Raw genomic sequence first — 21870 nt, 5'->3', positions numbered from 1 at the left:
GGCCGTGAGCGTGTCCAAGCCAGCCATTCCGGCCGCCGAAAGGCGCCGGGCATGGCGGCCGTTCGCGCTCGCGCTGCCGGCGCTGGTCCTGCTCTTCGCGGTGATTGGCTATCCGCTGCTCACCATCGTCGTGCGCAGCCTGTCGGAGCCGCAGTGGGGCCTGCAGAACTATATCTGGTTCTTCGGCGCGCCCGTCAACCTAGCCGTGCTCCGGCGGACCTTCCTCATTTCAGCATGGGTCACGCTGGTCTGCGTGGTTTGCGCCTATCCCTATGCCTATCTGATGACCGCGGTCCGACCACGCGTGCGCTTGGTGCTGCTGCTATGTGTGTTGATCCCGTTTTGGGTGAGCGGCGTGGTACGCACTTTGTCCTGGGTGATACTGCTGCAGGATTCGGGGGTCATCAACTCGATCCTGCGGGCGCTCGGGTTCGGTGGCATCAGGCTGATCCGCACTCAGACGGGCGTGGTCATCGGCATGGCGCAGGTGCTTTTGCCTTTCATGATCCTGCCGCTCTATTCGGTCATGAAAGGCATCGATCTCAGGCTGATGCAAGCCGCGCGGAGCCTCGGGGCGAGACCCTCGCGCGCGTTCCTCACGGTGTATCTGCCGCTGTCGCTGCCTGGCGTCTATGCCGGTGCGATCATCGTCTTCATCCTGGCGCTCGGCTTCTACATCACGCCGGCCCTGCTCGGCGGACCGCGCTCGACGATGCTGTCGACGCTGGTGCAGACACAGGTGCTCAGTCTCCTGCAATGGGGCAGGGGCGGCGCCATGGGCGTGGTGCTGCTCGTCACGACCTTCGTGCTGCTGGCGCTTGCCGCGCCCGTGATGCGGTCCAGCCATCGGCAAGCGGGGCGGCCCTGATGGAGATGAAGCCGCTTACCCGCCTCATGCTGGGCCTTGTCTGCCTGCTGGTAGCCATATGGTTGGTGGCACCGACGCTCGTCGTGGTGCCGATGTCATTCAACGAGAACAAATCGCTGGCATTTCCACCCCAGGGCTTCTCCTGGCAATGGTACGAAAATTTTGTCACCAATCCGGATTGGTCGACCAGCTTCCTCAACTCACTGAGGGTCGCATCGATCGTTGCGGTTCTGGCAACGGTGCTCGGCACCCTTGCCGCCTTCGGCCTCGACCGCATGCAGGCGCGGCCGGCAAACCTCCTGCGCATGCTGATGCTGACGCCGATGGTGGTGCCGGGCGTGGTCCTGGCCATCGGCATCTACGCCGTCTATCTCGACACGCGGCTTGTCGGCACGCTGCTCGGCTTCGTGCTGGCGCACACCATCCTTGCGCTGCCTTTCGTGCTGATCGCCGTTTCGGCCAATCTCGAAGTGTTCGACAAGCGGCTGGAGACAGCCGCGGCGAGCCTGGGCGCAGGTTCGCTCACCACGTTCCGCACGGTGACGCTGCCGCTGATTGCCCCTGGGGTACTGTCCGGCCTGCTGTTCGCCTTCGCCACCTCCTTCGACGAGATCGTCGTGTCGCTGTTCATCACCAATCCCTATCTCAAGACGTTGCCGGTGCAGATCTTCGCTTCCATCACGCGCGACGCCGATCCGACGGTCGCGGCCGTCGGCACGATCCTCTTATGCGCAACGACACTGCTGATCGGCGGCGGCATGCTGCTTCTTGGCCGTGAGCGGAAGGGAGGCTTATGAATCGGAAAGCGGAAAATCGTGGTGCGGCGATCGACCTGGAGTCGGTAAGCAAGGCCTATGGTTCCTTCAAGGCGCTCGACGGCGTGTCGCTGCGAATCGAGCCGGGTGAATTCATGACGCTGCTCGGCCCGAGCGGCTCAGGCAAGACGACGACGCTGAACGTGATCGCCGGCTTTACCGACCTGACCAGCGGCAAGCTGCTGGTCGGGGAAAAGAGCGTGGTCGGCGTGCCGGCGCACAAGCGCAACATCGGCGTGGTCTTCCAGCACTATGCACTGTTCCCGCACATGACGGTCGGCCGCAATGTCGCCTATCCGCTGAAGCTGCGCGGCGTCACCGGGGCAGAACGCGAACGCCGCGTCCGCCACGCGCTCGACATGGTCAAGATGGCCGATTTCGGCCATCGCTTTCCAAGCGAGCTTTCGGGCGGCCAGCAGCAGCGCGTGGCGCTGGCCCGCGCCATCGTCTTCGATCCGCCGCTGCTGCTGATGGACGAGCCGCTCGGCGCGCTGGACAAGAAACTGCGCGAATGGCTGCAGCTCGAGATCAAGCGCATCCACCGCGAACTCGGCACCACCTTCGTCTATGTGACGCACGACCAGGAGGAGGCGTTGGTGCTCTCCGACCGCATCGCCGTGTTCAACCGCGGCGGCATCGAGCAGATCGGCACCGGCCGCGAACTCTACGACGAGCCGGCGACGCTTTTCGTCGGCAAGTTCATCGGCGATTCCACCGTGCTGCGCGGCCCCGCCGCCACTTCCGGCAAGGAGACGGCGATCGAGATATCAGGCCAGAGAGTGGCGACCGCCAAGCGTCTCGCCAATGGCGGCAAGCCGGTGATGCTGCTGCGTCCCGAAAAGCTGGCGCTTGCGCGTCGCGGCGGCGGCGGGGATGGCCGCAACCGGCTCGCCGGGCGTATCGGCGAGGCCATCTATCTCGGCTCCGGCTCCAAATACGAGGTGGAGCTCGCCGACGGCTCGAAAGCCATCGTGCGATCGACGCTCGAGGCGGACACCTTTGCCATTGGAGACGAGGTCGACGTGCTCTTCGCCGGCGGCGACGTGAAGCTGCTCGCCGATGACGACAAGGCCGACCTGACGCTTACCTGAAACAGAGCGACCTCGCCGTTCCATGGAAAACGACGGGGCCGCCTCCTCTCTTGGTTTTGAACGCAGTTCCGGACGGGAAACCGCTCCACACTTTTCTGGAATCGCACGGAGAACGGATCACAAGATGCAAGCCCAGCGCAATGGCGACGTGTCGTTCTGGTATGCCGACATAGGCGGCCCGCCGGCCAGCCGCCCGCACCTGCCCGGCGACATCGAGGCCGATGTCTGCATCGTCGGCGCCGGCTATACCGGACTGTGGACGGCCTATTATCTGAAGAAGGCAGAGCCCGCGTTGCGCATCGCCATCGTCGAAAAGGAGTTCGCCGGCTTCGGTGCCTCGGGCCGCAATGGCGGATGGCTGTCCGGCGGCTTCAGCTGGTCGCGCGAGAAATATGCAAAAACCTCCTCGCGCGGGGCGGTGATCGACATGCAGCGCGCCATGTCCGGCACGGTCGACGAGGTGATCGCGATTGCCGCTGCCGAAGGGATCGACGCCGACATCCGCCGCGTCGACAACATCACCGTCGCCACCAACGCCGCGCAGCTTGAGCGCGCCAAAGCCGAGTACGAAGAGGCCCGGCACTGGGAAATGCCGCCGGAGCGGTTGGCCTTCCTCGGTGCGCAGGAAGCGCGCGAGCGCATCGCCATCGACAATGTATTGGGCGCCTTCGTCGTGCGCGACGTCGCGCGCGTGCAGCCGGCCAAGCTGGTGCAGGGTCTGGCGGCGGCGGTCGCGCGGCTCGGCGTCGCCATCTACGAACAGACGCAGGTGCTGGCGCTCGAGAAGGGCAAGGTCACCACCGACCGCGGCGTCGTGCGCGCCGAAAAGATCGTGCGCGCCACCGAGGGCTTCACCGCCGGCATTGCCGGCTACGAGCGTCTCTGGCTGCCGCTGAACAGCGCCATCGTGGTGACCGAGAAGCTGCCGCAGAAGCTCTGGGACGAAATCGGCTGGAGCGGCTACGAGGTGCTGGGCGATGCCGCGCATACCTACTGCTATGCGCAGCGCACGCGGGAAGGCCGGATCGCCATGGGCGGCCGGGGCGTGCCCTACCGCTTCGGATCGCGCACCGACACGCGCGGCAAGACACAACAGGCGACCATCGACCAGCTGCACGAGATCCTGACCAGGCTGCTGCCGCAGACCAAAGGCGTGCGGCTCGACCATGCCTGGTGCGGCACGCTCGGCGTGCCGCGCGACTGGTGCACGACGTGCGGCTTCGATCGCGAAAGCGGCATGGGCTGGGCCGGCGGCTATGTCGGGCTCGGCGTTTCCAGTTCGAACCTGTCCGGCCGCACCTTGCGCGACCTGGTGCTCGGACACGACACGGAGCTGACCCGGTTGCCCTGGGTCAACCGCACGGTGAAGAAATGGGAGCCGGAGCCGCTGCGCTGGCTCGGCGTCCACGCCATGTACCAGCTCTACCGCATCGCCGACCGGCGGGAGGCAAACGGCCTGGGGCGGACGTCGCGCCTCGCCGCTTTCGCTGATCGCCTGACCGGCCATTGAGGCAGGTCACTCAAACGCGATTCCGTTTGGTCGACAGGCAGGAATGGAGACCGACAGCGCGTCGCATCATTTCCGTTTTCGGCGGCGCGCTTCAGAGCCTTCGATCGAACGGCGCATCGGAACCGGGGCGGTGAATGAAGGCGGCGCCCAGGATGGGCCCTGGCAGGCCGTCCTTGCCGACGGACTGCAAAAGCACGGCGCAGCCGCCCTTCTTGGAAATCTCACTCATCGGCAATTCGTAGCGCTGCGCCTTGCCGTGCCAGATGCCCGCTGTCTGGATGCCGGTCACCGCGTTCCAATAGGTCATCTTGCGGCCCGTGTTCTCGCCCTGGCCGATCGTGACCGTCTGCGGCGGCTCGAAATAGACGATGACGACATGAGCATCGCTGGGACCGGTCCCGCCATCGCCGGCATCGATCATGACGCGGTCGCTGGTCCGGCTGACCTTGATGGCGACCCGCATGTCTTCGCCGATCCTTGCCATGCGGGCGAGTTGGCCATCGACCTCGCCGCGATTGGCGCCGTTCACATGGACCCGGCCGTTGATGACCGCCTGCGGCGTATAGACTGAGCGGTTGCCGAAGGCCCGCATATACTCATATTGCCGCTCGGTGTTTTCCTTGCTGCTCAGCGTGTCCCGCCAGCCGAGATAATCCCAATAACCGACGTGATAGGAGAGCGCGACAAGATCCTGCCTGGCGGCAAGTTCGGAGAAGAAGGCGTCGGCAGGCGGGCAGGAACTGCAGCCTTGGCTGGTGAACAGCTCGACCACGCCCACGGGCCTGTCGCCCTGGGGCTTGTCGGCCGGGAGCCTGCCGGACTCGCCGGCGTGCCCGGCACCGGCAAACGCCGAGAAGGCCAGCGCGAACGCTGCCAGCCACAATGATCTACGCGAGGCCATGACCATTCCAATTCCCGCCGGTGATGCCGGCTTTGTTTTGATTGGCTGAAATATGTGGCAGAACCGGAAGTCAACGGGAAGTCACGTTGCGGTGAAATTTTGCCATTGCAAGCCTGGGTAGGGCGGCAATAGGAGAAGCCCACTGCATTTCAACCGGCGGTTCGATTCGGGGGCGGGATCATCATCATGTGGCAAAGTTTCCTGGCTCCAGTCGATCTCTATTGCGAGCGAACGGGTCCTGAACTTTGGGCCGAGCCGGTGAATGCTTTGACCAACCTGGCTTTCATTGCCGCGGGACTATGGGGCGTCCGCGAAGTGCGGCGATGCAGGACCGGCATTTTCGCCGAGGTCCTGGCCTGGTGGGTGGTGGCGATCGGCGTCGGCTCGACGATCTTTCACATCTTCGCTACCAAGGGAACGGTCTGGGCAGACGTGGTGCCGATCGCCGGCTTCACGCTGGCCTACACGCTGTTCAACCTGCGCCGCTTCCTGCGCCTGGAATGGGGCAAGGCGATCGCGATCTTCGTCGTTTTCTATGCCGTTGTCGGAGCGATAACTCTGGCCGTACCGGATTGGCTGCGCCAGGCGTCGAACGGCACCACAGGCTACCTGCCGCCGTTCCTGGCGCTCGCCTTCTTCGGTGTCTGGGTGGCGGCCAGCGGCAATCGCGCCGGCTGGTATAATCTGGCCGGATCGGCGATCTTCGTGCTGTCGGTCATCTGCCGCATGGTCGATCCGCTGGTCTGCACCAGCTTCCCGCTCGGCACGCACTTCCTCTGGCACCTGCTCAACGGGCTGATGCTGGGCGTGCTGCTGGCCGCCGCGGCGCGCTACGGCGCGCCACAGCGAGGCAGTAGGCAGTAGGTCCTATTTCCTACTGCCTAAGCCCTACTCCCTTGCCGCTACGCGGCAAGATCGCGCAACACGTACTGCAAAATGCCGCCGTTCTTGAAGTAGTCGAGTTCGTCAAGCGTATCGATGCGGCAGATGATCGGCACCTTCTTCACCGTGCCGTCGCCATAGGTGATCCTGGCTTCCATCTTCTGGCGCGGCTTGAGGGCGTCCAGGCCGTCGATCTCGACCAGCTCATCCCCTTTCAGGTTGAGCGAAGCCCATGAGGTGCCTTCCTCGAAGACGAAGGGGATGACGCCCATGCCGACCAGGTTGGAGCGGTGGATGCGCTCGAAGGACTGGGCGATGACCGCGCGGACACCAAGGAGATTCGTTCCCTTGGCCGCCCAGTCGCGCGACGAGCCGTTGCCGTATTCGACGCCGGCGAAGATGACCAGCGGCACGCCTTCCTTCTTGTATTGCATCGCCGCGTCGTAGATCGATTCCTCTTCCTTCGACGGGTAATGGATGGTGTGGCCGCCTTCCCTGCCATTCTCGCCCAGCATGTGGTTGCGGATGCGGATGTTGGCGAAGGTGCCGCGCATCATCACCTCATGGTTGCCGCGGCGCGTGCCGTACTGGTTGAAGTCGGCAACGCCGACGCCATGCTCGGTAAGGTATTTGCCGGCCGGCGATGCGGCCTTGATCGAGCCCGCTGGCGAAATGTGGTCGGTGGTGATCTTGTCGCCGAACAAGCCCAGCACGCGGGCGCCCTTGATGTCGCCGATCTTGCCGAAGCCCGTGGTCATGCCGGCGAAATAGGGCGGGTTCTGCACATAGGTGGAATTGTCGTCCCAGGCATAGGTCTGGCCTTCCGGCGCCTTGACGTTCTGCCAGTTCTCATCGCCCTTGAAGACGTCGGCATATTTGCGGGCGAACAGCTCGCGCGTCACGTTCTTCTCGATGAATTCCTGGATTTCCGCCGAGCTCGGCCAGATATCCTTGAGGTAGACCGGCTTGCCGTTCCTGTCCTCGCCGAGCGGCTCGGTAGTCAAGTCTTTCGTCACCGTGCCGGCCAGCGCGTGCGCCACGACCAGCGGCGGCGAGGCGAGATAGTTGGCCTGCACGTCGGGCGAGACACGGCCCTCGAAGTTGCGGTTGCCGGAAAGCACCGCGGCGGCAATCAAACCCTTATCGTTGATGGTCTTGGAGATCGGCGCCGGCAGCGGGCCGGAATTGCCGATGCAGGTGGTGCAGCCGAAGCCGACCAGGTTGAAGCCGATCTGGTCGAGCTCCTTCTGCAGGCCGGATTTCTCGAGATATTCGGCGACCACCTGGCTGCCTGGCGCCAACGAGGTCTTCACCCAGGGCTTCTGCTTGAGGCCGAGGCGATTGGCGTTGCGGGCGAGCAGGCCGGCGCCGATCAGCACGCTCGGGTTCGAGGTGTTGGTGCAGGAGGTGATGGCGGCGATGACGACGTCGCCATGGCCGAGATCATGGCCGGTGCCTTCGACGGCGTAGCGCTTCGAGATTTCAGCCGCCTTCTTGTATTCGGTGTCCATAGCCTTGACGAAGCCGGCCGGGATGCCTTCCAGCGCGACGCGGCCCTCTGGGCGCTTCGGGCCGGCCATCGACGGCACGACGTCGCCGAGATCGAGCTCCAGCAAGTCGGTGAAGACCGGGTCGGCGGAGCCTGCGTCACGCCACATGCCTTGCGCCTTGGAGTAGGCTTCGACCAGCGCGATGCGGCTTTCCTCGCGGCCCGACATTGTGAGATAGCGGATGGTCTCGCTATCGACCGGGAAGAAGCCGCAGGTGGCGCCATATTCAGGCGCCATATTGCCGATGGTGGCGCGGTCGGCCAGCGTCATGTTGGAGAGACCGGGGCCGAAGAATTCGACGAACTTGCCGACGACGCCCTTCTTGCGCAGCATCTGGGTGACGGTGAGCACGAGGTCGGTGGCGGTGACGCCCTCCTTCAGCTTGCCGGTGAGGCGGAAGCCGATGACCTCGGGCAAAAGCATGGAGACGGGCTGGCCGAGCATGGCCGCCTCGGCTTCGATGCCGCCGACGCCCCAGCCGAGTACGCCGAGGCCGTTGATCATGGTGGTGTGCGAATCGGTACCGACGCAGGTGTCGGGATAGGCTGATGTTTCGCCGTCCTCGGTGTTGGTCCACACCACCTGGCCGAGATATTCGAGGTTGACCTGATGGCAGATGCCGGTACCGGGTGGCACGACGCGGAAATTGCGGAACGCCTGCTGGCCCCATTTCAGGAACTTGTAGCGTTCCTCGTTGCGCTCATATTCGAGCTCGACATTGCGCGCGAAGGCCATCGGCGAGCCGAACTCGTCGACAATGACGGAATGGTCGATGACGAGGTCGACCGGCACCAGCGGGTTGATCTTTTGCGGGTCGCCGCCGAGCGAGGCCATGGCGTCGCGCATCGCCGCCAGGTCGACCACCGCCGGAACGCCGGTGAAATCCTGCATCAGGACGCGGGCAGGGCGATAGGCAATCTCGACGCCGGCCGTCCCCTTGTCGGTCAGCCAGCCGGCGACGGCCTTGATCGAGTCCTTGGTGACGGAGCGGCCGTCCTCGTTGCGCAGAAGGTTCTCCAGCAGAACCTTCATCGAATAAGGCAATTGGGCGATGCCGGTGAGCCCGTTCTTCTCGGCCTCGACGAGGTCGAAATAGGTATATTCGGCGTCGCCCGCTTTCAGCGTGCGGCGGCAATTGAAACTGTCGAGGGATTTTGACACGTGCGATCCGTCCTTGTCTGTTCAGCCTGAAAGGGAACGGACGCCGATGGCATGCAATCACGCGCAAAGGTGCGGGTACGGCCATTTCCGCTGTCCGCTCCCAAGCAACCCGAGCCGTTCAAGGCGGCGCGTGCGCTGGTTCGGCGCTAGTTCTGTTCCCGCGCCGACCGCTGGCACGGATGCACCGCATATAGAGAATTTTCTGGAATAGTTCTAGACAGTTAAAAAGCAAATTTGTGCGATGCGGCAGGGGCCGAGGCGGATTGTTTCAGGGCGGGCGAGGGATGCGGCTTATCGCCGAAAATCTGGGCGGCGAACGCGGCGGCGAGACGGTGTTTTCGGGCATTGGCTTTGAGCTCGATCAAGGCCAGGCGCTTGTCGTCACCGGGCCGAACGGATCAGGCAAATCGACCTTGCTCAGGATCGTCGCCGGACTGCTGCCGAAGGCTGAAGGCAATTTGCTGATCGAGGGCGGCGGCGATGAATTTCCGTCGATCGCTTCGGCCTGCCACTATCTCGGCCATCAGAACGCAATGAAAACGGCGCTCAGCGTGACGGAAAACCTGCGCTTCTGGCGCGACTTCAACGGCGGTGGATCCTTCGGCGTCGAGGAGGCGCTGGAGACGGTCGGACTGGGCGGCATCGGCCATCTGCCGTTCGGCTATCTCTCGACCGGGCAAAGACGACGCGCGGCGATTGCGAAACTGCTGGTCAGCCACCGACCGATCTGGCTGCTCGACGAGCCGACGGCGGGTCTGGACAGGGATTCGGAGGCGCGATTCGCGGGATTGATGAGGGGGCATTGTGCGGATGGTGGGATGATCGTCGCGGCAACGCATCTGCCGCTCGGGATCGAGGGGGGCGCAGGCGTTGAGGATGGGGCAGGCCTTTTGATGACGGCACTCTACGGCGCCCCCTCTGTCCTGCCGGACATCTCCCCCTCGAGGGGGAGATTGGCAGCTTCGGCGCCTCGCCCGCTTTCCAACGTTGAAAATCGGCGAAGGCCGGGGTGACATCCGATCTCCCCCTTGCGGAGGAGGTGTCCGGCAGGACAGAGGGGGGCGCTCAAGCGCGAGTATCTCATATCATGCTAGCCCTCCTCCTCCGCGATATCCGCCTTTCGATTCGGGCCGGCGGCGGGGCGCTGACGGGCGTGATCTTCTTCCTCGCCGTGATCGCCACCATTCCCTTCGGCGTCGGGCCGGACCTGAGACTGCTAGCCCGCATCGGCCCGGCGATCCTGTGGATCGGAGCACTGCTCTCTTGCTTGCTCGGCCTCGACCGGTTGTTCCAGGCCGACCGCGAGGACGGCTCGCTCGATCTCCTGGTGCTTGGCAACGACCGCCACATGCTGGCGCTGACGGTGCTCACCAAATGCCTGGCCCATTGGGCGGGCAGCGTGCTGCCGCTGGTGGTCGCCGCGCCCCTGCTCGGCCTGTTCATGAACATGGAGCCGGTCGCCATCGGCGCCACGGCGCTTACGCTGCTGGTCGGCACGCCGGCGATCACTTTCATCGGCGCCGTCGGCGCGGCGGTGGCGGTGGCGCTGCCGCGCGGCGGACTCCTGATTTCGGTGCTGGTGCTGCCGCTGACCATCCCGGTGCTGATCTTCGGGGTTTCGGCGAGTTACGGCGCGACGGCCAATCCCGATCCGTTCCTGCAGCCTTTCCTCATTCTTGCCGCGCTGACGTTGTTTCTTGCCGTGCTCGGACCGCTGGCGGCGGCGCTGGCGCTGCGCCATGGCACGGATTGAGGCGGCCATGACCGGCAAGGGCTGCGGCGCGGCGGCCAATTGCGCGGTCACCGGCGCGGGGCTAAGGGAAGGCATGATCGAGCACGGCGGAAGGATCGAATTGGCGGGCGGCATGCCGACGAGGTGGACGGCATGAGCCCGCATGCGCTCTACGTCACCGCCGCCTATGCCGTCACGGCGATTGCGCTGGCCGGGCTGATCGGCTGGATCCTGCTCGATCAACGGGCCCGCAAGCGCGAACTGGCCGAACTCGAGGCGGCGGGCGTGCGCCGACGCTCCGACAAGGGCGGGGAGCGCGTGTCATGAGCACGGATATGCCAACGCCGGCGCCGGCCCGGCGCCGCCTGTTCGTGCTGTTGCCGCTGCTGGTCTTCCTCGGGCTGGCGGGGCTGTTCCTGGCGCAGCTCCTGTCGGGGCGCGACACTTCGGAGGTGCCGTCGGCGCTGATCGGCCTGCCGGCGCCGCCGACCAACCTGCCCCCGCTGGACGGCACGAACCTGCCGGGACTCGATTCGAAATCGTTTGCCGGCAAGGTGACGCTGGTCAACGTCTTCGCCTCATGGTGCGCGCCTTGCCGCGAAGAGCACCCGGTGCTTTTGGGGCTGGCGCAGGACAGGCGCTTCACCATGGCGGCGCTGAACTACAAGGACCGGCCGGAAAACGCCCGCCGATTCCTCGGCGATCTCGGCAATCCGTTCCAGGCGATCGGCGTCGACGAGGCCGGCCGCACGGCGATCGACTGGGGCGTCTATGGCGTGCCGGAAACCTTCGTCATCGGCAAGGACGGCAAAATAGCCTACAAGCATGTCGGCCCGCTGACGGCCGAGACGGCTCGGACGCTGCTGTTGCCGCAGATCGAGAAGGCGCTGGCCGCGCCGAACTGAGGCGACTGGCCGGCCTACTTGCTTGCCTTGGCCCGCTCGATCGCGTCGACGATCATCTTCTTGGCGTATTTGGAATCGTGCCAGCCCTCGATCTTGACCCATTTGCCGGGTTCGAGATCCTTGTAGTGCTCGAAGAAGTGCTGCACCTGATCGCGGGTGATCTCGGGCAGCTGCGTGTATTCGGTGACGTTCTCGTAACGCAACGTCAGCTTCGGCGACGGCACGGCGATGACCTTCTCGTCTTGGCCGGCATTGTCTTCCATGATCAGCACGCCGATCGGCCGCACATTGATGACGCAGCCGGGCACCAGCGCGCGCGTGTTGCAGACCAGCACGTCGATCGGATCGCCGTCGCCAGACAGCGTGTGCGGAACGAAGCCGTAATTGCCGGGATAGCGCATCGAGGTGTGCAGGAAACGGTCGACGAACAGCGTGCCGGCCTCCTTGTCCATCTCGTATTTGATCGGCTCGCCGCCGATCGGCACCTCGATGATGACGTTGACGTCCTCGGGCGGATTCTTTCCGGTGGCGATGGCTTCAATACGCATGACTTATCCCTCTCTCGATTGGCAGACCGATAGCGGGCGGCGCAAAATGGTGCAATGCGGCGAATGGTGCTCAAGAACGCCCAGCAAGACGCAATGGCATTCAATGCGTTCAATCATTAGCAGAAGATGTTTCAGTGTCGTGATTGCGTAGGTTGCGCTTCGCGCCGCTTACGCGATCGTTCCTCGCCGGTCATTCCCAGACGAAAGCAACCTTCTTCAGCGCCTTCTGCTCGAATATCTCGACGCCTTCGGCGATATCGCGGCCGCCGGCGCCGGAATAGAAGGCGAGCGCGTTCTGATTGTCTTCCAGCGCCCACACCACCGTGCCCTTCAATCCGTGGTCGGCAAGCCGCGCCCGTGCCGCCTTGAAAAGCCGGCTGCCGAGCCCGATGCCCTGATATTCCGGCCGCAGGTACAATTCATAGATCTCGCCCTGCTGCTTGAGTTCGCGGGCCCGGTTCTTGCCGATCGTGGCGTAGCCGGCAACCGTGCCGCCGATCTCGATCACCAGGACGGTAGCGGCGCGGCGGATGGCATTGGCCCACCAGTCGGCGCCGCGACGGTTGATCATCGATGTCAGGGTGCGGTGCGGGATGATGCCGCTATAGGCGCCGCGCCAAGCCTGCAAATGCACGTCGGCGATCGCCGCGGCGTCGCGCGATTCGGCTTTGCGGATATCGATGCTCAGCGTATTCATGATTTGTTAACCATAAACCCGCATCGCTCGAATGCAAGAGTCCGGGCAGTCCGGAGGACGCTTTCTCACAGGCCGTCATCGCCTGCGCAATGCGCGTTCGAGGCTGTCGGTGGAGCTCAAATCTCGACCAGATGATCGTCGAGCTCGTTGGTGTCGCCCGACGTCACCGGGAAGTGCTCGGCGAGCACCGCTCCAACCGATTGGATCGCCTTGACGAAGCCGTCGGCAAGCCGGTCGTCGCCGGCATGTGCGGTAAGCTCGCGCACCACATCATCCCAGACATGCTGGCCGACCTTGGCGTCAATGCCTGAATCGGCGACCACCTCGGCGTAGCGCTCGGTGACCGAGACGAACACCAGCACGCCGGTGCGCGCGGTCGTGCGGTGGACGTTGCGGGCCAGGAACTGCTTCAGTGCGTTGTCATGCGCGGTCTGATAGCGCAGCCGTCTCGGCACCATATGGATGCGCAGCCCCGGAAAGGCCCATAACAGCAAAAGAAAGCAGGCCAGCGCCAGAAGCTGGGCAATGACGAAGTGCGGCAGACGGATGGTGAGCCACCAGGCCTCGAGCCCATAGGCGACGGCGAGGCTGACCAGCAGCGTGGCGAGAGCCGCCACGAAGGCAGCCGGAAAGAAGTAGTTGCCGCTGGCATGCGCCACCACGCAGTAGATTTCGCCGTCGGTCCTTGATTCGGCGGCGCGGATCGCCCCGGCGATGCGCTCATGGTCCTGCGGGCTGATCGGTCGTATCGCCATGATCCCTCTCACCAGCTTCCAGAAGAGCCGCCGCCGCCGGAAGAGCCCCCACCGCCGGAGAAACCACCGCCGCTACCGCCGGAGGACCAGCCGCCGCCGCCCGACCAGCCGCCGCCACCTGACGACCAGCCGCCACCCGACGATCGCCGGCTCGGCTCGAACGTCATGCCGAGCCAGCGGTAACGGCCGGGACCGATCTTCTGGCCGAAGATCGGCGGCAACACCGAGGCCGCTATGCTGCCGAAGAAGATGAGCGCCCAGATGCCGATGAAGATGGCGAAGAACAAATCGTCGGAATTGAACGGCGCCTGCTGGTTGCGCTTGCCGCGTGCTTCCAGCTCCTCGGGATTGCCGTTGAGCACCATGATCATGTCGTCGACGGCCTTGGTGATGCCGCCGGAGAAATCGCCGGCACGGAAGGCCGGCACCATGTCGTTTTCGATGATCAGCTTGGTGTGCAGGTCGGTCAGCGTGCCTTCCAGCCCGTAGCCGACCTCGATGCGCATCTTGCGGTCGTTCGGCGCGACCAGAAGCAGCACGCCGTTGTTCTCCTTCGCCTGGCCGAGTTTCCAGAACCGGTACAGCCGGTTGGCATAGGGCTCGATCTCCTCGCCGCCGAGACTGGGGATGGTGGCGACGACGATTTGATCGGAGCCTTTCGTCTCGAAATCGGCAAGCTTCTGCGTCAGTGCCGCCCTGGTCGCCGCATCGATGATGCCTGCATTGTCGACGACACGGCCGGTCAGCGCCGGGAGCTCGGCGGCGAGGGCCGCAAATGGCACCACGAGAACGAGGAGCAGGACAGCGACGCGATACATGGCGCGTCGTCCCTCATTGGCGAGCAGGATCACCACGTCGGAATCCGGCAATCATCCGCCCTGTTTCGTGCCGAAATCGACCTTCGGCGTCTGCAATTTGTCCTCCTCGACCGTGAAATTGGCGAAGGGCTCGTTGCCGCGGAACCAGAACGTCGCCCACAGCACCGAGGGGAAGGTCCGTAGCGTCAGATTGTAGTCCCTGACCGCCTGGATGTAGTCACGCCGCGCCACCGCGATGCGGTTCTCGGTGCCTTCGAGCTGCGCCTGCAGCGCCAGGAAGTTCTGGTTGGCCTTCAGGTCCGGGTATGCCTCCGACACAGCGAGCAGCCGCGACAGCGCGCTGGTCAGCCCTGCCTGGACATCCTGGAACCTCTTGAGGGCTTCGGGATCCTTCAACGTCTCTGGCGTTACCGTGACCTGCGTCGCCTTGGCGCGCGCCTCGACCACGGCGTCGAGCGTGTCCTTTTCGTGCGAGGCGTAGCCCTTGACCGTCTCGACCAGGTTGGGGATGAGGTCGGCGCGGCGTTGATACTGGTTCAGCACCTCGCTCCACGCCGCCTTGGCGTTTTCCTCCGCCGTCGGGATGGTGTTGTAGCCGCAGCCGGCAAGCAGCGGCAGCATGACGGCCATCACCAGCAAGGCGGGCAGCGTGCGGAATGTCGGGAAAGCAAGGCGCTGGGCAAACATGATCGGTCCCCCTCGGTAGAAGTTGCATGCGAAGCATTACCACAATCGGCGCGCAAGAAAACGACCTCGGCGCAGACGGTTGCCGATGGCATTACGGTCGGTCGCAAGACGCTGTAATTGACGGGGCGAACGCGCTAAGGTCGCCACGAAACAGGACAGCATCATGGCGCAGCGCCAGGACAGCGACACCGAATCGCGCCGCATCCTCGAGCGCGTCGCGCGCGAGACCGATCCGGCCGCCACTTCGCTCGCGGCGCGGACCGCGAAGGCCGTGCGCGACCACGTTGCGGCGGCCGATGCCGACCGCGCCGACCCGATCGAAGTCTGGGGCACGCGCATTGGCCGGATACTTGGCCTGCTCCTGGCGCTGGGCCTGATGGCCTGGCTCGTGCTTTTCCTCGCCCGGGGCAGTTAGGAATCCAATGAGCACCGAGCAAGCCGACGCGCCGCGCGCGGTCATCGTCATTTCCAGCCATGTCGCACGCGGTTCGGTCGGCAATCGCGCCGCCGTCTTTGCGCTGGAATCGCTGGGTTTCCCGGTATGGGCGGTGCCGACAATCATCCTGCCCTGGCATCCCGGCCATGGGCGCGCGACCCGCATCGTGCCGCCGCTCGATCAGTTCATGGCATTGATGGCCGATCTGGAGCGCGCGCCGTGGCTGGGCGAGGTCGGGGCGGTGCTGTCGGGCTATCTCGGCGAAGCCGGCCAGGCCGAAGCCGTCGCCTCGCTGGTCGCCGCGATCAAAGCGAGGACGCCCGACGCCGTCTATATCTGCGATCCGGTGATGGGCGATTCGGGCGGGCTTTATGTGCCGGAGCCGACGGCGATCGCCATGCGCGACCGGCTGATGCCGATCGCCGACATTGCTACCCCTAACCGCTATGAGCTGGAATGGATGGCCGGCGTGCCGTTGCCCGACCTGAAGTCGGTGATGGCCGCGGCGCTCCATGCGGGGCCTTCAACCATGCTGGTCACCTCGGCGCCGTCCATGATTTCAGGCGGCACCGGGAATCTTCTGCTCGACGGCAGCCAGGCGCTGCTCGCCGAGCACCGCGTCATCGACAGGCCGCCGAACGGTTTGGGCGACCTGACAGCGGCGGTCTACCTGGCGCGCATCCTCTCCGGCCAGCCGGCGATCAAGGCGCTGCAATCGACGACGGCGGCGGTCTACGAGATCCTGGCGCGCACGGCCAAACGCGGCGGCGACGAATTGCAGCTCGAAACCGATGCGCAGAGCCTGTCGCACCCGATGGCGATGGTGCAGCTTCGCCATCTCACGCATCCGGGGCGGGACCGCCGCGCGTGACATCGGCCGAAGTCGTTGTTGCCGGCGTCGACGGCTGCAAGGCCGGCTGGATCGTCGTTCGACGTGCACCCGGCTCATTGCCCTCCGTCGAAATTTTCGCCAGCTTCGCCATGCTGCTCGCTGCGGTTCCCGACGACGCGATCGTCGCCGTCGACATGCCGATCGGCCTGCCTGAATTTTCGAGCAAGGGCGGGCGCGGACCGGAGGCGCAGGTCAGGTCGCTGCTCGGGCCACGCCAATCCAGCGTCTTCTCGATCCCCTCTCGTGCGGCACTCTACGCCGATACCGCCGAGTTCACTTCGATCGAAGCCTGGTACGCCGCGCATCGCCGGGCGAGCGACGTGGCCAGGACGACATCCGATCCGCCGCGCGGCGTTTCGATCCAGGCATTCGGCATCTTTGGCAAAATACGCGAGATCGATACGTTGCTGATCTCGCGGCCCGAACTGCGTGGCCGCGTCTTCGAATCGCATCCGGAAGTGGCTTTCTGTCGGCTCAACGGCGGGCAGGCCATGCTGCTGCCGAAGAAGCTCAAGGGCAGCATCAATCCGGCCGGCATGGCGGAACGCAAGGCGCTGCTTAGCCGGCACGGCTATGCCATAGACTTCCTCGATCAGGCGCCGCCGCGCGGTGCGGCCGCCGACGATTTCCTCGATGCGGCGGCGATGATGCTGATCGCCGGCCGCATCGCCGCCGGCACGGCACGGCCGTTTCCCGACCCGCCACTTACCGACGGCTTTGGCATACCGGTCGCCATCTGGGCGTGACAACATTGCCCAGCTTTGCGCCTGACGCAGGGCATTTCTCACCAACCCCACAATTCTGCATTGCTCGCGACGGGCTTTTACCGCTAGAGCGTTTTCTCGACCGCAACGAGCTGCCGCCTCCAACCCGGAAAGCCGCCCATGCCTCACCTTCCCGACCACCTTCTTGCCGGCTACCGCAATTTCATGAACGGTCGCTATCTCACCGAGAGCGGCCGCTATCGCGAGCTCGCCCGGGAGGGGCAAGCGCCGGAAACCATGATCGTCGCGTGCTGCGATTCCCGCTCGGCACCCGAGGCGATCTTCGACGCAGGGCCCGGCGAACTCTTCGTGCTGCGCAATGTCGGCAATCTGGTGCCGCCTTACGAGCCGGACGGCGAGTTCCACTCGACCTCGGCCGCGCTCGAATTCGCGGTGCAGAGCCTCAAGGTCAAGAACATCGTTGTCATGGGCCATGGCCGCTGCGGCGGTATCCGTGCCGCGCTCGACGCCAATTCCGCGCCGCTGTCGCCGGGCGACTTCATCGGCAAATGGATGAGCCTGATCGCGCCGGCCGCCGAGACCGTGTCGGCCAGCACCTTCATGACTGCGACGGAGCGCCAGACGGCGCTGGAGCGCATCTCGATCCGCTATTCCCTCGCCAATCTCAGGACCTTTCCCTGCGTCTCGATCCTTGAGGGCAAGGGGCGGCTGTCGCTGCACGGTGCCTGGTTCGACATTTCGACCGGCGAGCTCTGGGTGATGAACAAGGAGACCGGCGATTTCGAGCGCCCGGTGCTGGAGTGACCGAAACGGCACGCCAGGCAATGAACATCCGGCCGGTCATGTTCACCGCCGCCGCACTGCTGATGGCGATAATGGCCGCCCGCGCCGATGACGGCGCCATCATCAGCCGCTGGTATTCGGCCCTGCTGGTCGCCGACCGCACCGAACTTTCCGACCTGCTCGCCGACAATGTGCGCATCGAACTCGACGACCTCGGCATCGTGCAGGGAAAGCAGGAGTTCATCGCCTCGCTCGACGAATGGAAAGGTGCGGTTGCTGGTGCCGCTATCCGACACCGGATCGAGAAGAACGAAGGCGGCGTCACCACGGTGATCGCCTGCTACGACTTCCCCGACAACGACATGCTGATGCATGAGACCTTCGCCATAGCGGGCGACCGCATCACGGCCAGCACGCAGAAAGCGCTTGCGGAAAGCTGCGAAGCCTACTGACCGGCAGCGCTGTTGCGCGCGCCGGACGAGCGCCCTACATCGGTGCTTTCAGCCCCTCCCGACCTGCCAGCCCGAAAGACAATCCATGCCCGCCACGAAAGCCGTCGACCTCGCCGCCCATCCGCTGACCACGTGGCAAGGGCCACTCGGCCTGCCCGATTTCGCCCGATTTGGCGACGACGAGTTCGCACCCGTCTTCGACGCGGCGCTGAAGGCGCATGAGGCCGAGATCGAGGCCATCGCCGCGAACGAGGATACGCCGACCATCGAGAACACGCTTCAAGCCCTGGAGCTCGCCGGCGAAGCGCTCGACCATGTCTCGTCGATCTTCTGGTGCCGTGCCGGGGCCCACACCAACGAGGATATCCAGACGCTGGAGCGCGACATCTCGCCAAGGATGTCGAGGCATTTCTCGACGATCTCGATGAATGAAAGGCTCTTTGCCCGCATCGACGATCTTTACCAGCGCCGCGAGACGCTCAAGCTCGATGCCGAGACGCTGCGGGTGCTGGAAAAGACCTGGAAGGGTTTTGTCCGCTCGGGCGCGAAACTCGACGCCGAGGGCAAGAAGCGGCTGGCAGGGATCAACGAGGAACTGTCGTCGCTCGGCACCAGCTTCGGCCAGAACGTGCTTGCCGACGAGCGCGACTGGGCGCTGTTCCTGGACGAGGCCGACCTGGCCGGACTGCCGGATTTCGTGAAGAGCTCGATGGCCGAAGCCGCCGAGATGCGCGGCCAGAAAGGCCGCTACGCCGTCACCTTGTCGCGCTCGATCTACGAGCCGTTCTCGACCTTCTCGGAGCGCCGCGACTTGCGAGAGATCGCCTTCCGCGCCTTCACCATGCGCGGCCAGAATGGCGGCGCGACCGACAACACGGCCGTGGTGCGCGACATGCTGAAGCTGCGCGCCGAGAAGGCGAAGCTGCTCGGCTACGGCTCCTTCGCGGCGCTGAAGCTCGATGACACCATGGCCAAGACGCCCAAGGCGGTGCACGACCTGATCGATCCCGTCTGGGAAAAGGCGCTGGAAAAGGCCGCCGCCGACCAGAAGGAGTTGGAACGGCTGGCGGCGGAAGCCGGCAGCAACGAAGAATTCGTCGCCTGGGATTGGCGTTTCTACCAGGAAAAGCTGCGCGCGGAGAAATTCGCCTTCGACGAGGCGGAATTGAAGCCCTATCTCCAGCTCGACCGGATCATCGATGCCTGTTTCGACGTCGCGACAAGACTGTTCGGCATCACCTTCGAAGAGAGGAAAGGCATTGCCGCCTGGCATCCGGACGCGCGTGTGTTCGTGGTGAAGAATGCCGATGGCAGCGAGCGCGGCCTGTTCCTGGCCGACTATTTCGCGCGGCCGTCGAAACGCTCCGGGGCCTGGATGAGCGCACTGAAATCAGGCTACCGCCTGGGTCGCGGTGCAAGGCCGATCATCTACAACATCATGAATTTCGCCAAGCCGCCCGTGGGCGAGCCGGCGTTGCTGTCGGTGGACGAGGCGAAGACCTTGTTCCATGAATTCGGCCATGCCCTGCACGGCATGCTGACCGACGTCACCTGGCCTTCGGTGTCGGGCACTTCCGTCAGCCGCGATTTCGTCGAACTGCCGTCGCAGCTCTATGAGCATTGGCTGACCGTGCCGGCGGTGCTGGAAAAGCACGCTTTGCACGTCAAGACCGGCAAGCCGATGCCAAAGGCGCTGCTCGACAAGATGCTGGCGGCGCGCACCTTCGGGGCCGGCTTCGCCACTGTCGAATTCACCGCCTCGGCGCTGATCGACATGGCCTACCACGCGCGGCCGGATGCCCCGCAGGAGCCGCTTCGTTTCGAAGCCGAAACGCTTGAAAAACTCGACATGCCCGACACCATCGCCATGCGCCACCGCACCCCGCATTTCGGCCATGTCTTTGCCGGCGAGGGCTATTCGGCCGGCTACTATTCCTACATGTGGTCGGAAGTGCTCGACGCCGACGCCTTCGCCGCTTTCGAGGAGACGGGCGACCCCTTCAATCCCGCGCTGGCCGAGCGGCTGAGAAAGAACATCTATGCCGCCGGTGGCTCGAAGGATCCGGAAGAACTCTACACCGCGTTTCGCGGCAAGATGCCGTCGCCGGAAGCCATGATGGTGAAGCGGGGGCTGGTGTGATCAGCCAATTTCCCCCCTTGTGGGGGAGATCGGCTGCTTCCAGGGATCCGCCACCCTTGGCCAGATCGCCCGCTTCAGTCTCCTGTAATCCGTCACCGCCGGATTGCTGGGATACGCGCTCGGCGCCGAGAGATAGATGATCTCGGCGGCGATCGGTTCGAAGCCGGCGTAGAAATGGTTGGTCGATTTGATCAGCAGCATGTCCTTGGCCAGCGGATCGACGCCGATGTTGGAAAAAATGTCCGGCTCGAAGGTCTGCGTGCGGTTGGTGTTGAGGATGATGTCGACCTCGGTGCCCTCGATGCGGATCAACGCGGCGGGCCCGAGCGTCACCCGGCTCGGCCCGAAGCTCTGCCAACCTTCGGCGAGAACTTTCAGCACTGTGACGCGGGCGTCGATCGGCTCGCCGGCCTGAGGACCGGCCTTGCCGCCGAAACGCAGGTCGATGACGGCGCCCTCGCCCGCGGCCCGGCAGAAGGTCACGGCGACCGGATCCCAGATCGTCGCCACGCCGACATTGTCGATGCCGCGGGCCAAAAGCTCCCGCAGCACGATGGTGCCGTCACCCGGCACGCCGCCGCCCGGATTGTCCCAGATGTCGGCGATGACCACCGGCCTGCCGCGCTTTTCAGCGTGCACCGCCAGCGCCCGATCGATGCCATCGCCGGCGCTCAGCATCGTCATCGCCGTCTTTTCGCGCATCGCGTAGAGCTCGCGGCCCAGCGTTTCGGCCAGCGCGTCGCCCTTGGCCTTGTCATTGTCGGTGACGACGAGGATGCGCGTGCCCATTTCGGGCACATCCGCCGCCATGAAGCCATGGATGACCGAGACCGACAGCACGCCGTCCCTGCCGTGCAGCGCCTTGATGCGGTCGACGAAGGAGCGCATCGGTTCGCGGCTGGTCGGCAGCACCTGGATCATGCGGCAGTCGAAGGTCGAGATGACGGGCTTGATCTCCCCGCGCGCCGCGGCGAGGCCAAGCTCGATGACATGTTCGCCGCGTTCGTAGAAATCGGTGTGCGGGAATTCTAGGAAATAAGCCATGACGTCGCACGCTGCCACGCGCTTCGGCGTCAGGTGGCTGTGCGGGTCGAACTCGCAGGCGATCACCACGCCAGGCCCGACGATCTCGCGCACCCGTTCGAGCAGGTCGCCCTCGCAATCGTCATAGCCCTGCGCCACCATGGCGCCATGCAGGCCGAGAATGACGGCCTCGACCGGCAGCGCTGCTCGGAGCTGGCCCAGAATCTCGTCGCGCAGCGCCTCGTAGGTCTGCCGCTGCACCAGCCCGCCGGGCTCGGCCCAGGTGGCGGTGCCCTCGATGACGGTCAATCCCTTTGCGGCCGCGCGCCGGCGCAGCGCGACGATCGGCGAGGAGCACAGCGTCGGCGTCTCCGGATGCTTGCCCGGCCCGGCATAGAAGGCCATCTCGAACGATGCCCTGTCGGTCGGCACCGGCGAGAAGGTGTTGGTTTCCGTCGCCAGCGAGGCGGTGAAGATGCGCATGAAAGCTCCGTGGACA

23 protein-coding genes and 1 pseudogene are annotated in these 21870 nt (G+C 64.8%); 16 read left to right on the top strand and 8 right to left on the bottom strand.

Features of this window, described 5'->3' with window-relative positions; genetic code table 11:
• Positions 1 to 4 precede the first annotated feature (4 nt).
• The 4 genes from ACIU1A_RS27355 (at position 5) to ACIU1A_RS27340 (ending at position 4284) form a co-directional block, all read left to right on the top strand.
• Positions 5 to 868: an ABC transporter permease gene (locus ACIU1A_RS27355; RefSeq protein ID WP_140879440.1), complete on the top strand. Its 864-nt coding sequence runs from the start codon at positions 5 to 7 to the stop codon at positions 866 to 868.
• Positions 868 to 1665 (top strand): ABC transporter permease, encoded by a 798-nt coding sequence (locus tag ACIU1A_RS27350; protein WP_140514017.1) that lies wholly within the window; start codon positions 868 to 870, stop codon positions 1663 to 1665. The genes ACIU1A_RS27355 and ACIU1A_RS27350 overlap by 1 nt, the downstream gene beginning before the upstream one ends.
• Positions 1662 to 2774, top strand: a complete 1113-nt coding sequence (locus ACIU1A_RS27345; protein ID WP_140662687.1) for an ABC transporter ATP-binding protein — start codon at positions 1662 to 1664, stop codon at positions 2772 to 2774. Before ACIU1A_RS27350 ends, ACIU1A_RS27345 begins: the two co-directional genes overlap by 4 nt.
• 124 nt (positions 2775 to 2898) lie before the next feature.
• Positions 2899 to 4284, top strand: a complete 1386-nt coding sequence (locus ACIU1A_RS27340; RefSeq protein WP_404925720.1) for an NAD(P)/FAD-dependent oxidoreductase — start codon at positions 2899 to 2901, stop codon at positions 4282 to 4284.
• A 91-nt stretch (positions 4285 to 4375) separates the two neighbouring features.
• Here the strand turns inward: ACIU1A_RS27340 and ACIU1A_RS27335 are convergent, their stop codons facing one another.
• Positions 4376 to 5191: a thioredoxin family protein gene (locus ACIU1A_RS27335; protein ID WP_140580207.1), complete on the bottom strand. Its 816-nt coding sequence runs from the start codon at positions 5189 to 5191 to the stop codon at positions 4376 to 4378.
• A gap of 180 nt (positions 5192 to 5371) precedes the next feature.
• Here ACIU1A_RS27335 and ACIU1A_RS27330 point away from each other — a divergent pair, with 180 nt between their 5' ends.
• Positions 5372 to 6049 carry a ceramidase domain-containing protein gene (locus tag ACIU1A_RS27330; protein WP_140580206.1) on the top strand — a complete coding sequence of 226 codons (678 nt, stop codon included), beginning with the start codon at positions 5372 to 5374 and terminating at the stop codon, positions 6047 to 6049.
• Positions 6050 to 6087: 38 nt separating this feature from the next.
• Here the strand turns inward: ACIU1A_RS27330 and acnA are convergent, their stop codons facing one another.
• Positions 6088 to 8778, bottom strand: a complete 2691-nt coding sequence (acnA, locus tag ACIU1A_RS27325) for an aconitate hydratase AcnA (protein WP_404925719.1) — start codon at positions 8776 to 8778, stop codon at positions 6088 to 6090.
• Positions 8779 to 9062: 284 nt separating this feature from the next.
• Here acnA and ccmA point away from each other — a divergent pair.
• The 5 genes and pseudogenes from ccmA to ACIU1A_RS27300 form a co-directional block, all read left to right on the top strand.
• Positions 9063 to 9638: pseudogene (ccmA, locus tag ACIU1A_RS27320) on the top strand (heme ABC exporter ATP-binding protein CcmA); the annotation flags it as partial.
• Positions 9639 to 9865: 227 nt separating this feature from the next.
• Positions 9866 to 10531, top strand: a complete 666-nt coding sequence (ccmB, locus tag ACIU1A_RS27315; protein ID WP_140492261.1) for a heme exporter protein CcmB — start codon at positions 9866 to 9868, stop codon at positions 10529 to 10531.
• On the top strand, positions 10518 to 10667 hold the full coding sequence (locus tag ACIU1A_RS27310) for a hypothetical protein (RefSeq protein WP_181170857.1): 150 nt from the start codon (positions 10518 to 10520) through the stop codon (positions 10665 to 10667). The genes ccmB and ACIU1A_RS27310 overlap by 14 nt, the downstream gene beginning before the upstream one ends.
• Complete coding sequence (gene ccmD / locus ACIU1A_RS27305; RefSeq protein WP_140492264.1) at positions 10664 to 10837, top strand: heme exporter protein CcmD; 174 nt, start codon at positions 10664 to 10666, stop codon at positions 10835 to 10837. The genes ACIU1A_RS27310 and ccmD overlap by 4 nt, the downstream gene beginning before the upstream one ends.
• Complete coding sequence (locus ACIU1A_RS27300; RefSeq protein WP_140492460.1) at positions 10834 to 11415, top strand: DsbE family thiol:disulfide interchange protein; 582 nt, start codon at positions 10834 to 10836, stop codon at positions 11413 to 11415. Before ccmD ends, ACIU1A_RS27300 begins: the two co-directional genes overlap by 4 nt.
• Before the next feature lie 14 nt (positions 11416 to 11429).
• On the opposite strand, the gene ppa is transcribed toward ACIU1A_RS27300, so the two are convergent.
• The 5 genes from ppa to ACIU1A_RS27275 form a co-directional block, all read right to left on the bottom strand.
• Positions 11430 to 11963, bottom strand: coding sequence for an inorganic diphosphatase (gene ppa, locus ACIU1A_RS27295; RefSeq protein ID WP_140492463.1), 534 nt, complete (start codon positions 11961 to 11963; stop codon positions 11430 to 11432).
• 190 nt (positions 11964 to 12153) lie between these two features.
• Positions 12154 to 12660: a GNAT family N-acetyltransferase gene (locus tag ACIU1A_RS27290; RefSeq protein ID WP_140492466.1), complete on the bottom strand. Its 507-nt coding sequence runs from the start codon at positions 12658 to 12660 to the stop codon at positions 12154 to 12156.
• 116 nt (positions 12661 to 12776) lie between these two features.
• Complete coding sequence (locus ACIU1A_RS27285) at positions 12777 to 13415, bottom strand: TPM domain-containing protein (protein WP_140524615.1); 639 nt, start codon at positions 13413 to 13415, stop codon at positions 12777 to 12779.
• An 8-nt stretch (positions 13416 to 13423) separates the two neighbouring features.
• Positions 13424 to 14233: a YgcG family protein gene (locus tag ACIU1A_RS27280; protein ID WP_181165206.1), complete on the bottom strand. Its 810-nt coding sequence runs from the start codon at positions 14231 to 14233 to the stop codon at positions 13424 to 13426.
• A gap of 51 nt (positions 14234 to 14284) precedes the next feature.
• The gene (locus tag ACIU1A_RS27275) at positions 14285 to 14920 is read right to left on the bottom strand and encodes a LemA family protein (protein WP_404925718.1); all 636 of its coding nucleotides are present in this window, start codon (positions 14918 to 14920) and stop codon (positions 14285 to 14287) included.
• 163 nt (positions 14921 to 15083) lie between these two features.
• On the opposite strand from ACIU1A_RS27275, the gene ACIU1A_RS27270 reads away from it, so the two are divergent.
• The 6 genes from ACIU1A_RS27270 (at position 15084) to ACIU1A_RS27245 (ending at position 20348) form a co-directional block, all read left to right on the top strand.
• Positions 15084 to 15335: a hypothetical protein gene (locus ACIU1A_RS27270; protein ID WP_404925717.1), complete on the top strand. Its 252-nt coding sequence runs from the start codon at positions 15084 to 15086 to the stop codon at positions 15333 to 15335.
• A gap of 7 nt (positions 15336 to 15342) precedes the next feature.
• A complete protein-coding gene (pdxY, locus tag ACIU1A_RS27265; protein ID WP_404925716.1) occupies positions 15343 to 16227 on the top strand; it encodes a pyridoxal kinase PdxY in 885 nt (294 codons plus the stop codon).
• Positions 16224 to 16994: a DUF429 domain-containing protein gene (locus ACIU1A_RS27260; RefSeq protein WP_404925715.1), complete on the top strand. Its 771-nt coding sequence runs from the start codon at positions 16224 to 16226 to the stop codon at positions 16992 to 16994. Before pdxY ends, ACIU1A_RS27260 begins: the two co-directional genes overlap by 4 nt.
• A 138-nt stretch (positions 16995 to 17132) precedes the next feature.
• Entirely contained in the window at positions 17133 to 17777 is a 645-nt protein-coding gene (locus ACIU1A_RS27255) for a carbonic anhydrase (protein ID WP_140492485.1), read from the top strand.
• A complete protein-coding gene (locus tag ACIU1A_RS27250) occupies positions 17774 to 18208 on the top strand; it encodes a nuclear transport factor 2 family protein (protein ID WP_140492488.1) in 435 nt (144 codons plus the stop codon). The genes ACIU1A_RS27255 and ACIU1A_RS27250 overlap by 4 nt, the downstream gene beginning before the upstream one ends.
• An 85-nt stretch (positions 18209 to 18293) precedes the next feature.
• Complete coding sequence (locus tag ACIU1A_RS27245) at positions 18294 to 20348, top strand: M3 family metallopeptidase (RefSeq protein ID WP_404925714.1); 2055 nt, start codon at positions 18294 to 18296, stop codon at positions 20346 to 20348.
• Here ACIU1A_RS27245 and ACIU1A_RS27240 read toward each other — a convergent pair whose 3' ends face one another.
• Positions 20349 to 21854 carry a M81 family metallopeptidase gene (locus tag ACIU1A_RS27240; protein WP_404925713.1) on the bottom strand — a complete coding sequence of 502 codons (1506 nt, stop codon included), beginning with the start codon at positions 21852 to 21854 and terminating at the stop codon, positions 20349 to 20351.
• Positions 21855 to 21870: the final 16 nt, after the last annotated feature.

The organism is Mesorhizobium maamorense (assembly GCF_044998965.1).
In the GTDB taxonomy this organism is placed as follows: Bacteria; Pseudomonadota; Alphaproteobacteria; order Rhizobiales; family Rhizobiaceae; genus Mesorhizobium.
The sequence above is the reverse complement of the archived record's forward strand: the minus strand, read 5'-3'. Positions and strand labels throughout refer to the sequence as shown.